This is a genomic window from Streptomyces sp. CoH27, from assembly GCF_020181035.1.
GTDB lineage: Bacteria > Actinomycetota > Actinomycetes > Streptomycetales > Streptomycetaceae > Streptomyces > Streptomyces camelliae.
Genome location: NZ_JAIQYY010000036.1, coordinates 39,499 through 52,943 on the forward strand (window position 1 = coordinate 39,499; position 13,445 = coordinate 52,943).

At 68.6% G+C, this 13,445-nt stretch carries 11 protein-coding genes and 4 pseudogenes; 4 read left to right on the plus strand and 11 right to left on the minus strand.

All coding sequences use genetic code 11. From position 1 onward, the window contains the following. Positions 1-141: 141 nt before the first annotated feature. The 4 genes and pseudogenes from LE548_RS39190 to LE548_RS39200 form a co-directional block, all read right to left on the minus strand. Complete coding sequence (locus LE548_RS39190; protein ID WP_225101822.1) at positions 142-570, minus strand: hypothetical protein; 429 nt, start codon at positions 568-570, stop codon at positions 142-144. 819 nt (positions 571-1,389) lie between these two features. Next, on the minus strand, positions 1,390-2,655 hold the full coding sequence (locus LE548_RS39195; protein WP_263637093.1) for a SpoIIE family protein phosphatase: 1,266 nt from the start codon (positions 2,653-2,655) through the stop codon (positions 1,390-1,392). Between the two features lie 650 nt (positions 2,656-3,305). Further along, a pseudogene (locus LE548_RS46230) lies at positions 3,306-3,626 on the minus strand (GNAT family N-acetyltransferase); the annotation flags it as partial. Between the two features lie 56 nt (positions 3,627-3,682). Beyond that, a complete protein-coding gene (locus LE548_RS39200; protein ID WP_225101824.1) occupies positions 3,683-4,078 on the minus strand; it encodes a DUF3224 domain-containing protein in 396 nt (131 codons plus the stop codon). A gap of 370 nt (positions 4,079-4,448) precedes the next feature. Between LE548_RS39200 and LE548_RS39205 the strand changes: the two genes are divergently transcribed. Next, on the plus strand, positions 4,449-5,036 hold the full coding sequence (locus LE548_RS39205; protein ID WP_225101825.1) for a helix-turn-helix domain-containing protein: 588 nt from the start codon (positions 4,449-4,451) through the stop codon (positions 5,034-5,036). A 392-nt stretch (positions 5,037-5,428) separates the two neighbouring features. Here the strand turns inward: LE548_RS39205 and LE548_RS39210 are convergent. The 3 genes and pseudogenes from LE548_RS39210 to LE548_RS39220 form a co-directional block, all read right to left on the minus strand. Continuing rightward, positions 5,429-5,695 (minus strand): annotated as a pseudogene (locus LE548_RS39210) (transposase); the annotation flags it as partial. A 220-nt stretch (positions 5,696-5,915) separates the two neighbouring features. After that, positions 5,916-6,605 (minus strand): LysM peptidoglycan-binding domain-containing protein, encoded by a 690-nt coding sequence (locus tag LE548_RS39215; RefSeq protein ID WP_225101826.1) that lies wholly within the window; start codon positions 6,603-6,605, stop codon positions 5,916-5,918. An 824-nt stretch (positions 6,606-7,429) separates the two neighbouring features. Beyond that, positions 7,430-7,652, minus strand: a pseudogene (locus LE548_RS39220) (chorismate synthase); the annotation flags it as partial. A gap of 4 nt (positions 7,653-7,656) precedes the next feature. Here LE548_RS39220 and LE548_RS39225 point away from each other — a divergent pair. Next, the gene (locus LE548_RS39225) at positions 7,657-8,559 is read left to right on the plus strand and encodes an SGNH/GDSL hydrolase family protein (RefSeq protein ID WP_225101827.1); all 903 of its coding nucleotides are present in this window, start codon (positions 7,657-7,659) and stop codon (positions 8,557-8,559) included. 246 nt (positions 8,560-8,805) lie between these two features. Further along, positions 8,806-9,401, plus strand: a pseudogene (locus LE548_RS39230) (IS5 family transposase); the annotation flags it as partial. Here LE548_RS39230 and LE548_RS39235 read toward each other — a convergent pair. Next, positions 9,393-9,821: a DUF5959 family protein gene (locus LE548_RS39235; protein WP_225101828.1), complete on the minus strand. Its 429-nt coding sequence runs from the start codon at positions 9,819-9,821 to the stop codon at positions 9,393-9,395. The pseudogene LE548_RS39230 and the gene LE548_RS39235 sit on opposite strands and share 9 nt — an antisense overlap. A gap of 158 nt (positions 9,822-9,979) precedes the next feature. Further along, positions 9,980-10,858 carry a helix-turn-helix transcriptional regulator gene (locus LE548_RS39240; RefSeq protein ID WP_225101829.1) on the minus strand — a complete coding sequence of 293 codons (879 nt, stop codon included), beginning with the start codon at positions 10,856-10,858 and terminating at the stop codon, positions 9,980-9,982. A 138-nt stretch (positions 10,859-10,996) separates the two neighbouring features. Here LE548_RS39240 and LE548_RS39245 point away from each other — a divergent pair, with 138 nt between their 5' ends. Beyond that, positions 10,997-11,776 carry an NAD(P)H-dependent oxidoreductase gene (locus LE548_RS39245; protein ID WP_225101830.1) on the plus strand — a complete coding sequence of 260 codons (780 nt, stop codon included), beginning with the start codon at positions 10,997-10,999 and terminating at the stop codon, positions 11,774-11,776. Positions 11,777-12,233: 457 nt separating this feature from the next. Here LE548_RS39245 and LE548_RS46765 read toward each other — a convergent pair whose 3' ends face one another. Both LE548_RS46765 and LE548_RS39255 read right to left on the minus strand, forming a co-directional pair. Then, positions 12,234-12,425, minus strand: coding sequence for a hypothetical protein (locus LE548_RS46765; protein ID WP_374116232.1), 192 nt, complete (start codon positions 12,423-12,425; stop codon positions 12,234-12,236). 151 nt (positions 12,426-12,576) lie between these two features. After that, on the minus strand, positions 12,577-13,323 hold the full coding sequence (locus tag LE548_RS39255; RefSeq protein WP_225101831.1) for a phosphotransferase family protein: 747 nt from the start codon (positions 13,321-13,323) through the stop codon (positions 12,577-12,579). Between the last annotated feature and the right edge of the window lie 122 nt (positions 13,324-13,445).

The window sequence follows — 13,445 nt, forward strand, 5'->3', positions numbered from 1 at the left end:
ACGACCCGGGCCTGGAAGGACACCTCGTGTCGGCGCTGGGAGAGGCTCTCCGTCCGGGTTCGCTTCACCCGACGGAGCAGGAGTTCACCTGTCCCGGGAGGCGCGAGGCCCTGGAGGTAGGCGGTCAGGCGTACTGCCCTCCTACAGGACGGCGACTGTCTCCTCGTCGCCGTACCTGAACCCGTCGTTGTCGAAGTAGAAGACGGTGACCTTGACCTTGTCCCCCTTGTCGAAGTGCGAGCCTGCGGCCGGGCGCAAGGTCACCAGCGCGACATGGTCGTTGTAGTCGCAGACCAGATGGTCCTTCTTGACGGTGCCCGCAGCGATGGACTGGTCGTGGGGGCTGTGGTTGAGCGTCGTCGCGTTGGCCACGAGTTCGTGGTCCATGCCGATGTCGCAGGAGTAGGTGACCTTCACCTGCAGGCCGGGGGTGTGCAGCGACACCTTGTCGATGGACAGCAGGTTAGCCTTGGCCGTCGCCGAAGGCGCGGTCGCCAGAGCGCCGGCACCGATCAGAAGAACGGTGGCTGCGGTTCCCGCGACGCGTCGGCGGAGAGTGGATGACGTCATCCTGGTTTCTTCTTTCCCCCTTGCGCGGTCACCCTTGGTCGAGGCGTGGAGATATCTCCAACTAAGTGGGTAACTGCGGCAGTTGGTCAATTCGACCTGGATGTTACGTGATCTTTGAGTGTTTCCGGTAGCGGATGGCCGATGGCGCTTCGTGAGGAACGCCGCACCCTGCCGGGTGAACCATTCCCGGCTCGACATCGTCCGCAGCGGGGCACCGATGAGTACGTTCGCGCTCCTGGGCTGGTCCGACGGCGTCCGTATCGTGCCAGGCGGGGACGGGACTTGAGGCTCGTCAGTCGGCTACCGACGTGGTTCGGCGCTGCCGTCGGAGGAGCGCGCCGTGTGGGTGCTTGCCGCTGCCGGCGCCGAGCGGGGGGCTTCGTCGTGGGAGGGCCCCCTTTGCAAGGCTCCACCGAATGCAACCGCGGGACAGTGCCTCCAGCGACTTGATCAAGCAGTGTCTCCGCGCTCGCAACAGCCACCCTCGGGCACGAACCCCTGACGTTGTGCTGACAGACCGTACAGGACATGGTGCTCTCCCAAGTGACATGCTGTATGCGGTCCTTGAGGCCGGGCTTACGGCCCGCCCGGGGTGTGCGCCAGGGCCGCAGACCCCGGTGATCTCAGCGTGTCCGCTTTGCCGGTCCACCGCTGACGTCGGTCGGATTCGACGGCGACGAATGCGGCGTACTGTGCTACAGGGCAGAGGAGACCGAGAAGACCTGCGGAAGGTGCTGCCGGGCGTGCTGCGCTACGCCCGCACCGAGCTGGCCGCTCACTCCCACGGCCGCACGCTCACCGACGACGACATCGGCCTGATCAGTACGGTCGGGTCGTTCGGTCCAGGCGGACGACGACGATGGCGATGTCGTCGTCGGCGCCGCTGGCGAGGCCCAGGCGGGCGAGGAGGGCGTCGGCGAGGTGTTCTGCGCCGAACTCGGCGCAGGTGGCGAGCATGTCGGTCAGGCGGGTCAGGCCGACGTCGATGTCCTCGCCGCGGCGTTCGATCAGGCCGTCGGTGTAGAGGATGAGGGTGTCGCCGGGGGTGTAGGTCTTGTTGGCCTGGGGGCGGGGGACGTGTTCGGGGCGGGCGCCCAGCGGTGGGTCGGTGGCCCGGTCGAGCAGCTCGCAGGAGCTGTCGGGGTGCAGCAGGACGGGCGGGGGGTGGCCGGCGCTGCTGTAGATGAGCAGTTGGCTGTGGCAGTCGACAAGGACCTGGACGGCGGTGGCGGCCAGTGCTCCCTCGACCGAGCGGGCGTAGAGCCCCAGGACCTCCAGTGCTTGGGCAGGGCCGTGGACGGTGCGGGTGGCGGCGCTCAGCGCGCTGCGGAGCCTGCCCATGACGGTGGCGGCCATCAGCCCGTGGCCGACCACGTCGCCGACCGCGACGGTGAAGCGGTCCGCGGGCAGGTCGACCGCGTCGTACCAGTCGCCGCACACGTTCAGTGACCCGGTCGCGGGCAGGTAGCGCACGGCGATGTTCGGGTGCCGGGCCAGGTCCGGGGAGTGAAGCATGGCTTCTTGCAGGGCGACCGCGATGCGCCGCTCACGGGCGTGGGCCTGCCGCAGTTCCTCGTTCAGCTGCTGCAGCTGCCGCGCCCGGGCGTACAGCTCGGCTTCCATGGCCGCCTCCCGGCCGGGGCTGACCGACGGCAGGTGCGCGGTCCGGCGGGCGCGGACGACGTCGGTCATGTCCTCGGACCGGTGGATGATCCAGGCGACCTTTCCGCCCGGGCCGAGGACGGGCACGTTGATCGCGGTCCACCACCGCTCCTTGAACACCTCGGGGTTGCCGGCGACCGGGATGTCGTACTTCTGCAACGCCATGTGATCCGTCTGGCCGGAGGACAGGACACGGTGCAGTGAGGCTTTCAGCGTCGCCACCCCGTCGGCCTCCGCGTCGGCGGGGTTGTCCGGGAAGGCGTCGAAGAGGTACTGCCCGAGCAGCTCGGCCCGGCTCCGTCCGGTCACCTCGCAGAAGGCCCAGTTGGCATCGGCGATCACCAGGTCCGTGCTGAGCACCAGGCACGGGCTCGGAAGGGCTGCGAACACCCCTGTGTAGTCGATCTTCGGTGTCACACGCATTCCCTGCCAGTCGCTCACCCTTCAATCTACGAAAGGTCCAGCTCCCGCGCCCGCCGGGCTCGCTCGTGGGCAGCGGTGCACCTCTGCCCCGCGGCGATGGGCCGGGCGGAGGGCGACGGCGTCGTGGGAAGGGGCTTATGCGTGGCCAGACGGTGTGGACGGTCGGATGTGGGCCGGACAGCTGTGCAGCGCGCCAGAGACGCATCCGGCGGGCGCCCGGACAGGCCCACCGAAGGGCGTCGGTGCCTGGCCCCACCGCCTCCTGAGTCCGACGAAATGGAGGCGCCCTGACCCGCCGGTGCCTGGGGCAGTCGGCACCCGGCCGACGGTGAGGCGGCGCGTGAACCCATGTGATCATGGTCGTCGCCGGTTCTTGACGCGCACCTGGGATTGAGATGGTGACGGCACGTACCAATACATGACGCTGAGCGGCCGGGGCGGTCAGGATGCGGCGGGGACCGCATCCAGGCCGTGAGAGGCGACGAGCTGTGCACTGCCGTCGGCCAGGCGGTGGCACAGGCCCACCAGCGGCCTGCCCGGCTTCGACCTTCTCAGCCTGCTCGAACTGGCCTGCAGCCTCATGCCTCCGCCGCCTGAGGACCTCATTGTGAAACGTTCAGTCAGTCGCCCAGGACCCGCTCCCACAGCATCCCGGCGTGCCCCTGATTCCGGGCGACGCTGGCGATCAGTATCCGACGGAGCCGCGGCGCACGTGCGGCTGCGGCAGGATGCCTCCGACGGTGACCTGCCCGATCACCTGGTCGTTGGCGAGGCACGCCTGGCCAGACCGAGCCGGCCCGGTACCCGGCCAGCAGCCTGTCGATCCGCTCCGCCTGGCCCTCCGGGGTGACGAAGTCGGCCGGCTGGGCCGGTTCCCACGGCCGGAAAGCCTCGAAGTCCCGCACCCGATGCGCGGCTATCGGGGCGGAATCGGCGGGCTCGATCAGACGGATCCTGGTGTTGCTGTGCATGGGCTGATCCTGGTCGCAGTGCGTCCCGATGGTTCGGACGGCGAGGCCGGCCCGTGTCAGCCCAGTGTGTACTCCAAAACGTAGGAGTGACTGCCGTCCTCGGACTGGATGATCTCGAAGGTACCCATGATCCCTGCGAGGTCACCGGAGCCCGTTCCTTGGACCACGCGGATCGCGATCTGCTCACCATGACTACCGGGCGCGCTGTGCTGGAGGACGAAGGAGCCCTTGCGGCCGTTGAGTTCGCCTGTGAATCGCTCCACGGCGACGTAGGCGGCGGGACTGCCCTCGATGTCGGCCACCGACAACATGTTCACGGTGCTGGTGCCAGCCAGGCCGCCCTGGAAGGTCTTGGTGATCCGCACGCGGCCGAGCGCGGCGCCGGGGCCCTCGTCAAGCACCTCCGGTTCGAATGATGTGAGGGCGAACGTTCCGCTGGCCTTCGTGTTCATTCCGCACCCCTCGAATCTTGATCGCCTGTATTGCGCAGCATCCTTGCACGCAGCACTGACAGTCCCCGCACGATGGCTGTCGAAGACCCGGCTCAGTAGTTCCGGCAGCGGGCAGACAGGGTGTCCATGGCCGTCCGCATGTTGACGGGGGAGCTGGTCGAGGAGAGAAACGGGCTTGCGGGAGATCTCCCGGAGAGCAACTCGGGGGCGGCGCCATGACATCGCAGGATGCGGGGACGGGTGCGGCCTGGTATCGGCCCGTTCCCCGCTGCTCCCCGACCCCGAAGGATCGGTCGCTTTCCTCCCGTGTCCCTCGCCCCCGCCGTGCCCGTCGTGCTGACCGCTTCCGAGCACCACAGGCTGGAAGAAGATGGCCTACGGTCACAAGGCCCCGGATCAGACCGGGCAGCGCGCAGCTATCGTGCTGCTGGCTGCCCGTGAGTGCATCCCTGCCCGGACATCCGCGCAGACGCGGCTGCATGTGGACACGCTGCGCACCCGGCGGGGCGAGTTCGCCTCCGGCGGCCTGCCCGCCCTCGCCGACCGCAAGCGGTCCGGTCGGCCGGCCTCGTTCACCGCGTTGCTGGTCGCCGAGGTCAAGGCGCCGGCCTGCCAGTCACTCGCCAAGGCCGGGACTCCACTGTCGCGTTGGTCGTGTCCGCAGCCGACCCGGGAGGTGGTCGACCGGTCCATCGCCGGGTCGGTCTCCCCTTCCACCGTGCGGCGTCGGCTCAAGCAGCACGCGCTCAGGCCCTGGCAGTACCCATCCTGGATCTTCGTGTGCGCCCCCGCCTTCCGGCCCGAGGCCGCGCGCGTGCTGGACCTGTACGCCCGTATCCTCGACGGCGTCCCGATGGGCGAGCACGAGTACGCGATCTCCGCGGACAAGAAGACTTGTTCGCTCTCTCCTGCGCGCAGGGCGTTGATCCGGACACCACCTGAGAGCTGGTCTTCCTGAAGGCTGCGGCCCGCGAAACCTATCAGGGCTTCGCGGGCCGCAGCCTTCAGGTGTGCAGGTCAGGCGGATGGGACCCTGCTGGTCACGCTGCCCACGTGTGACGCTGGTCGTTACACGGTTCCGTTGCGGCAGGTCACGCTCCTCGGCGGACTGCGCCGGTAGTCGTGCCGTCACCTTGAAGTGTGTGCCGGGCGGGCGCGCAGCGCGGCGCGAATGCCCCCGGTGACGCGTGGGGCAGCGACTGGGAGCCCATGGAGCACCTCGCCGCCGGCCCCGGCCTGATCGACCTGCCCGTCGCGTCACCGGCCACTCCTCCGCTCACGGCCTGGTCGAGCAAGGCGGTGCCGGCGGTGTTGTGATCACGAGGGACGAGTCCTCTCATCGGCGGGCTCTCTCTCCCGCACCTGGCAGCGCAGGAGTTCCTGGATCCGCTGGTCGAGGCCGTCCTGGCGCCACAGCGCGAAGTAGTAGAACACCGCCGACCAGGCCGGCAGGTCATGGGGTAGGCAGCGCCACTGGCAGCCCTTCCGGCTCTGCTCGAAGATCGCGTTCACGACGTCCCGCAGACCACAGGACCCGGGACCACCGGTCGCCGACCGCGTCACCCGCCCCTGCTTCCAGGCCGTGATCAGTACCACGATCGAGCGATCACGAACCAGGGAAGACCGGACTTGACTTCCATTGAGGGATGTTTGATCCGGGACGTGGCTCGGTGGTGCCGGGAAGGTATGCGGCAGGGCCTCTTCTTGGGGCTGCTCGCATGTGTTGGGGGAAAGATCGGCATTCAAGCCCGGGGATTTTTGCCACTGCAATGCGCGGCGACGGTGATGTTGGTGTGTCGCCGCGCATTGAAGACCGGGACGTAGCGGGAATTGCCTGTCAGTAGGCGCTGTTGACGTTGTCGATGGATCCGTAGCGGTGGTAGGCGTAGTTGCAGGCGGCGGTGATGTTGGCGACGGGGTCGTAGATGTTCGACGAGGTGCCGGGTACGTGGTAGGCGTTGAACGTCGGCTGGATCACCTGCAGCAGGCCGATGGAGGGGTGGCCGGCGGCGGCGTTGGAGTCCCAGTTGTTGACGGCGTTGGGGTTGCCGGAGGACTCCCGGATGATGTTGCGGTGGATGCCGTTGTAGGTCCCGGGGATGCCGTTCTGCGCCATGATCGCCAGCGCGTGCCTGATCCAGCCGTCCAGGTTGTTGGCGTAGGTCTGGCCGCTGGAGGGCGGCGTGCTGGACGGCGCCGGGGCGGAGGGGGCCGGGGTGGCGGGGGTCGATCCGGTGGGCAGGGTCAGGGCCTGTCCCGGCTGGATGCTGTAGGGGCTGGAGATGTGGTTGGCCGTTGCGATGGCCTGCCAGCCGCCCGGCACGTGCAGGGTTCGGGCGATCGAGGCGAGGTGGTCGCCGGCCTGGACCGTGTAGACGGTCGGCGTGCTGGCGGCAGGAGCGGCCTCGGCGGTCTGGGCCGCCCCGAGCGCGGCCGAGCAGGCCAGGGCGAACGTGCCGGCGGTGGTGGCGCCACCGGCGAGGAACCGGCGCGCCCGGGAGGGGCGCTTGCGGGCGTGGAGGGGCATGGAGCGGTCCTTTTTCCGGGAATTGCATCACCCGCAGATGCCGGTTTCCCTCGGCAAACTGCACCGCATTTGTCGGGCGGTGCGCTGCGGTGGAGACATTCTTAGCTGCGAGGGGAATATTGCGGCAATTCCCCTGTTTACTAACTGGGCTAGTTGTTTCCCGGTGTCGAGGGGTGCCGACCGGTAGGCATTCAGGGAGTTAAGGGCCGCGTCATGCACTAGGGCGCTTCGTAAGTGAATTGGGTCACGCGCCTTCGAGTGAAGCGACTCACGACTTAAATAGCGACTTAACGGGACTTCGCGATATATAGGGTAAAATCGGACATTGCTCCATGAGTCTCCGCCCGGTGTGGTGGCCGGTGGCCGGTCCGATGGGTGTTCCATCGACGCGTTGTCTTGCGAGGTATGCAGGTAGTGGACGGGGACGAGGTGCGGGAGTGGACCATCGCCCTCGGGTGTAGCTCGGTCTGAGGGAAGTCCGTTTTCCCCGATGGGGTCGGTCTTGCCAGTCCGGTTGTGCTTCAGGGATGCCGATGCAGCGGCCATGGGCCTGTGCCGCGCGGCGGCCTTCGGCCTGTCCGCGGGGGTGGAGGAAGACCTTTCCAGGGAAGATCACGAATGCCTCGGTGGCCGTGTCGTAGTTGACGTACCTGCCTCTCAGCGGCGGCCTGTCCGACTCCCATGCCACCGGATGCCTTGAGACCAGGAACCCAAGGTGTCGGATGTGCCCGAGCGTGGCCCTGGCCGACGGAGCACGACCGGCCCCCGATCAGCGCCGGGCCTCGCCGGCGCCACGCGAAGCTTCCGCTCGACCTCCCGCCCGGGACCGCGTCGGCCGGCACCAGCGCGACCATGACGACGATGCCGGCGGCCGGCACCGCGGAGACGTCGGAGCGCTGATGGTGTGCATCGGCCGCCTCGCCGGTGCTCACGTCGACCGTCTTCAGGGCGCACGGCACGGTCGCGATCGGCTTCATCACGGCCCGCACGCGCAGCCTCGCCCGTGGACGGACCGGCCTCGGTGCCGCCGGACCGGCCCGAGATCCGAGCCATGCTCGCCACCGTGGTTGCCGTCAGCCGTGGAGACGACCACGACGCCCTGGCTTCCTCCCTCGGTCCTCCCGGCGGCCCTTACGTGGCGCTGGGCGATTCCTGCACGGCCGGTCCGAACATCCCTGCCCGGAACGGCCGGCCCGCAGGGTGCGACCGATCCGACCGCAACTGTCCCGCGCTGGTGGCTGCCGAACTCGGCGTTGCAGCCGATGAGTTCCGTGACATGAGCTGCACTGGAGCAGTCATGGGGGACCTTTTCGCCTCCCAGACGACGGATCGAGGCGTCAACCCCGCCCAGCTGTCGGCTCTTTCGCCGAAGACCCGGTTGGTCACCCTTGGCTTCGGCGGAAACGACATCGGCTTCAGCTCATTGATGAAGACCTGCGTCTCAGCCGGTCTCGGCTACCAATTGGAGAGCTGCTTCGACGGAGACGTGGACGACGCGCCCTGTCGTGCGCGCTACGTGTCGGCCGGCACGGACGACGTGACCAGTCGGATCAAGGTGGCGGGGGGACGCCTGGCCGTGGCGCTGAGCGACGTCCGACGCAGGGCACCCGAGGCCCGGGGGTACGGCGTGGGCTATCAGGCGATCCTGCCGGCCCAGGGCAACCACTGCGACCGAGCGATGGGCCTCGCACCAGGCGACGTCGGCTTCCTTCGGGAGAACGAGCAGCAGCTCAACGCGATGTTGCGGGACAGGGCGAAGGCCGTCGGGGCTGGGTACGTCGACACCTGCACGCCCTCGGTCGGGCGTGACGCCTGCGCGGACCGGGCCGTGCGTTGGATCGAGCCTCTGATCCCCCAGGCCTCCGCGGCGTCGGTGCGCCCCAACGAGCGCGGGGAGCGTGGCATGGCGCGGGTCGTGCTGGACGTGATGAAGGCGCCGCGAGCCGCGGACTGAAGCGCGGGTCGTCGTGCCCGTGCAGGAGATGGCTGCCCGGACGACTACTGCGCCTTCAGTAGGTCGTCGTGCGCTTTCAGGAGGCGTAACAGCCGGCAGCCGCACGAAGACGGGCCACCCCCTGCCGGGCGATCTTAAGCAGGCAACAAAAACAGATGGAGATTCCGACGTGGCTACTTTCCTTTATCGACTAGTCCTCCAGTGCGACTTCGTGAGCTGGTTCGATGACCTTGCGGGGTAGGCAGCTTGGCCGGGTGGACCGGGACTGGCGTGTGGCCCCGGCTGCACCAGGAGCTCCTGGCGAAGCTGCGCGGCGCGAACGTCCTGGACTTCTCCCCGGGCGGCGGTCTACGGCTCTCACATGCGGGCGCTAGAGGGGCTCCAAGACGGGGCGAAGTCCTGTTGACTGGGGCAGGGCGGGCAGCAAGCACCACCTGATCACCGACGCACCGGCATCCCGCTCGCCGTCACCCTGGCCGGCGGCAATCGCAACGACGTGAACGCGGCTCATTCCGCCGCTCGAAGCCGTTCCACCGGTGCGGGGCAAGCGCGGTCGGCCCCGGCGCCGCCCGGACATCGTGCTCGGTGACCGCGGTTACGACCACGACACATACCGCCGCCTCGTCCGGGCCCTCGGTGTGAAGCCGGTGATCGCCCGACGCGGCACCGAGCACGGCTCGGGACTGGGCGCCCAACGTTGGGTCGTGGAGCGTGCATTCGCCCACCTGCATGGGTCTCGCCGCCTGCGCATTCGCTGGGAGATCCGCGACGACATCCACGAAGCCTTCCTGACCCTCGGATGCGCCCTCATCTGCTGGCGGCGACTTGTCTCCCTACCCTGACAGCATCGGAACCCAGTGATCCATCACCCGGCGCAGACGCTGGCGATGATCAGCAATCCAGTCGTCCGGCGGGACGAGCGGGACCCGCACGGTCACCATGGACCCGGACTCGTCCTCCACGACCACCTCCGGGCAGTCACGCTCGCCTGCGAGCTGGATGAAGACGGACGGCCCGCTGCTCATCTCCATCCAGGCCACGTCTTCGCCGGCGTCAAGCCGGTCCAGTGCATCGGCCCAGCTCTCCAACCTCGCAACGTACAGCGCCAGGTCGATACGGCCGGACACGAAGGGCGTCTTGATGACGATCTCCGCGTCGAGCCCGGCGGTCCATCTGGGGCTACGTCCCAGAACGTTGACCGAGACGCTGTTGCCCTCGTCATCAGCGAGCGAGATGAGCTCCCGCGGGGGACTGTCGTCCATGCCTGGCCTTTCGTCGGCGAGTACCGAGCGACCCTCGCCCGACCTGAGGCCGTCCTTCATCTCATTTTGTTCGGAGTTCCAAGCGAGCTCACCAATATCACGCAATAGGCCAGCAGGATCGTGACCAGCCGCAAAGTGGTCCGGGGACCGGAAAGCCGTCAGGGCTGAGGTGTTCCGGGCAGTGGGTACTCGCGGACCTGGGCGTTCACTGTGGGATGCTGCGTGTCACCGCTGTCCGTGCCCAGGCCTGCGAGCAGGCGTAGCCCGTCCTCGGCGGGGCTGCCGGGGGCCGCGGACAGCACGAGTAGCTCGATGCCTGATTCATCCGGTAGTGCAAAGTTCTCCTGGTGCAGTTCCAGCAGTCCGACCAGCGGGTGCCGGTACGCCTTGCGTCCATGTGTGCGGGCGCGCACGTCCGCGCGGGCCCACAGGCGGCGGAAGCGCTCGCTGCCCATCGCCAGCTCGCCGATGAGTGAGGCCAGCTGAGGGTCCTCGGGGTATTTCCCGGCGGCCAGGCGCAGGTGCCCGACCACGTCGAGGGTGCATTTCTCCCAGTCCGCGTAAAGACCGCGCTCGGCCTCCTCAAGGAAGATGTGCCGGGCGGTGTTCAGGCCCGGCATCGGCCGGCCGAAGAGGAGCCCGGCGAGCCGGTTCCCGGCGAGCACGTCCAGGCGGTGGTCCATGATCAGCGCGGGTGCGTCGGCGACCAGGTCGAGGACGCGCAACAGCTCCGGCCGGACCCGCCCGCCCGGCGCCTTCGCGCGGCGGCGGCGCTGCCGGGCGAGCCGGTCGAGGTGCTCGCGTTCGGTCTCGTCGAGGCCGAGGACGCGGGCGAGCGCGTTGAGGACCTGCTCGGAGGGCTGGGTCGCGCGGCCCTGCTCCAGGCGTACGTAGTAGTCGACGCTGACTCCGGACAGGTGCGCGACCTCTTCGCGGCGCAGCCCTTCGACCCGGCGACGGCTGTCGGTGGGGATGCCGACGGCCGCCGGGTCGACCCGGGAACGCCGGGTCCGAAGGAAGGTCGCAAGATCGTCCATGCCCCCAGTATGGCTTCGGTGGTGCCCGCGAAGGTGGTCCTGCCGTTACCAGGAAGTCCCCTCCGACGGAAGAGGCGTCCCTGAACGCCGGGCGCCGCGGGGCCCAGGATCGAAGGCACCCGATCCGAAGGAGTTCCCATGAAGACGCTGATCGTCTACGCCCACCCGGAGCCGAAGTCGCTCAACGGCTCGCTGAAGGACCTCGCGGTGTCCACATTGGCGAGGGCCGGGCACGAGGTACAGGTGAGCGATCTGTACGCGATGAACTGGAAGGCGGTCGTGGACGCTGCGGACTACGGCCCTGACGCCTCAAGTCCGCTGAAGGTCGCCCTGGACTCGGGCCGGGCCTTCGACGCCGGGACGCTCACCCCGGACGTCCTCGCCGAGCAGGAGAAGCTGCTGTGGGCCGACACGATCATCTTCCAGTTCCCGCTGTGGTGGTACACGATGCCCGCGATCCTCAAAGGCTGGGTGGACCGGGTGTTCACCTACCACTTCGCGTACGGCGTCGGCGAGCACAGCGACACCAAATACGGTGAGCGCTTCGGCGAAGGCACCCTCGCGGGCAGGAAGGCTCTGCTGTCGGTGACCGCCGGCGGCCCGGAGTCGCACTACGCCCCTCGCGGGATCAACGGCCCCATCGACGATCTGCTGTTCCCGATCCACCACGGCATCCTCTACTACCCGGGCATCGAGGTGCTGCCCCCGTTCGTGCTGTACGGCACCGACCGGATGACCGGTGAGGACTACCCGGACATCGCCAAGGCCTGGGAGCAGCGCCTGCTCACCCTGGAGTCGACCGAGCCGATCGCATTCCGGCGGCAGAACTTCGGCGACTACGAGATCCCCTCGCTGCACCTGAAGGAGGGACTGGAGCCCGCGGGCTCCACGGGTTTCGGGCTGCACGTGCGCGGCTGACCGCTGGCGACGAACAGGACGAGCCGGGGTGCGAACCAGAGGCGCAGCCCGAGGGTCGTGGCGGGAATGGTCGCCGCCACGACCAGGACAACGCCTGTCATCAGGGCGAGGTAACCGGGGATCAAACGGCTCGAAGTGCGGCCTCTGGACGTGGCGCCGTGGCCGTAAAGGGGAACTCCGGCCCGCCGGGCACTGGGCGGAATCCGCCCGCCATCCCACACCCGAAAGGCGCGCCACCACGGCGGGTGGAACACGGGAAAGCTCTCCGTAAAGCCTCTGCCGTACCGTTGAGACTCCACTGCCTGGAGGGCCGATGCGCACCGGGCTGCCCAACGAGGCGCGAGAGCGAGATCGTCAGAGGTTCAAAGGTGGGTTCTTACCGCCCTGCTGACGGCACGGCTTCTGCGGCCCGCCGCAGAGAGATGATCTCCCGGCCCGCTCGGAGACCGTGGCCCGCTCAGAAGTCGTAGCAGACGTAGGCGCCCTCGGACCCGCGGGCGATCCGGTTCCAGATCACCGCGTACCTCGCCCGGCGCGGCACCGGGCACGGCTCCGGCCTGGGCGTGTACCGCTGGGTCGTGGAAGGAAGGATCGCGCTGCTGCACTGGTTCCGCCGCCTGCGCATCCGCTGGGAGGTCCGCGACGGCATCCACCACGCGTTCGTCACCCTCGGCTGCGCCGTCATCTGCCGGCGACGACTGCGCACCGCACTCTGTGAGGGTAAGGGCAGGCGATGCGCCCCAGGGGATGGCCTGCTCGATGCGTCAGAACGCATACGTGGCAGTCGAGCCCGCGCAGCCTCACATCCGGGATCTCAGCACGTCGACCTCACAGCCCGGCGCGAAGGGGTCGAAGCCGTGTTCGATCAGCCAGCGAACTATCAGCAGGCTTCGCAACGACCACCACGCGTGGATCACGTCGAGGTCGATGTCGGTGCCATAGCCGGCGATGACGTCGTCGAGGTGCTCCTCGTGTCCGAGCGTGAAGGTGGCGAGGTCGTACAGGGCATCACCCTGGCCCGCCTCGGACCAGTCGATGATGCCCGTGACCTCGTCGCCGTCGACGAAGACGTGCGCGATCTGCAGGTCGCCGTGCGTGAACGCCGGAGTCCACGGCCGCAGCGCGGCCTCGGCGACCTCGCGGTTGTGGGTGACCAGGTCGGCGGGCAGGACGCCGTTCCTCACGAGCAACTCGCACTCGTCGTCGAGTTCCGCCGCCAGTGCGACGATGCTCCGGCCGGCCCGCCCGGGCCGGGCCGGCAGCGGCGCGTCGTGCAGCTTCCGGATGGCGGCGCCCGCCGCGGCCCACGCCGCCGGCGACCCGGTCGACGGCCCGCCGAGGCGCCCGAGCGTCGTCCCCGGGAGTGCGGCGATCGCGAGCACGGGCGGCTTACGCCACAGGACCTCCGGGGTCGGGACCGGTGCGAGGGCCATCGCCTCGACCTCGACATCGATGCGCGCCTGATCGGCGTCCACCTTCAAGAACACGTCACCCACGCGCAGAGTCGCGCGCTCGGAATGGGCGACGACGACTTTGACCTCATCCATGGGCGACCAGTATCCCGGGGCCGATCGCCGACGTCGCCGGGTTTAGAGGTCCTAACAAATGCGTTGGACGTGTCGGTAGGTGATGAGACATGTAGCGAGCCCGAGGAAGGCTTCATGGATGT

What these genes read in the sequence shown, in the direction of transcription:
- LE548_RS39255 (WP_225101831.1), bottom strand. Translation starts at nt 13,323, where the DNA reads ATGGATGAGGTCAAAGTCGTCGTCGCCCATTCCGAGCGCGCGACTCTG.
- LE548_RS39240 (WP_225101829.1), bottom strand. Translation starts at nt 10,858, where the DNA reads ATGGACGATCTTGCGACCTTCCTTCGGACCCGGCGTTCCCGGGTCGAC.
- LE548_RS39235 (WP_225101828.1), bottom strand. Translation starts at nt 9,821, where the DNA reads ATGGACGACAGTCCCCCGCGGGAGCTCATCTCGCTCGCTGATGACGAG.
- LE548_RS39225 (WP_225101827.1), top strand. Translation starts at nt 7,657, where the DNA reads ATGCTCGCCACCGTGGTTGCCGTCAGCCGTGGAGACGACCACGACGCC.
- LE548_RS39245 (WP_225101830.1), top strand. Translation starts at nt 10,997, where the DNA reads ATGAAGACGCTGATCGTCTACGCCCACCCGGAGCCGAAGTCGCTCAAC.
- LE548_RS39190 (WP_225101822.1), bottom strand. Translation starts at nt 570, where the DNA reads ATGACGTCATCCACTCTCCGCCGACGCGTCGCGGGAACCGCAGCCACC.
- LE548_RS39195 (WP_263637093.1), bottom strand. Translation starts at nt 2,655, where the DNA reads ATGCGTGTGACACCGAAGATCGACTACACAGGGGTGTTCGCAGCCCTT.
- LE548_RS39205 (WP_225101825.1), top strand. Translation starts at nt 4,449, where the DNA reads ATGGCCTACGGTCACAAGGCCCCGGATCAGACCGGGCAGCGCGCAGCT.
- LE548_RS46765 (WP_374116232.1), bottom strand. Translation starts at nt 12,425, where the DNA reads ATGCCGTCGCGGACCTCCCAGCGGATGCGCAGGCGGCGGAACCAGTGC.
- LE548_RS39215 (WP_225101826.1), bottom strand. Translation starts at nt 6,605, where the DNA reads ATGCCCCTCCACGCCCGCAAGCGCCCCTCCCGGGCGCGCCGGTTCCTC.
- LE548_RS39200 (WP_225101824.1), bottom strand. Translation starts at nt 4,078, where the DNA reads ATGAACACGAAGGCCAGCGGAACGTTCGCCCTCACATCATTCGAACCG.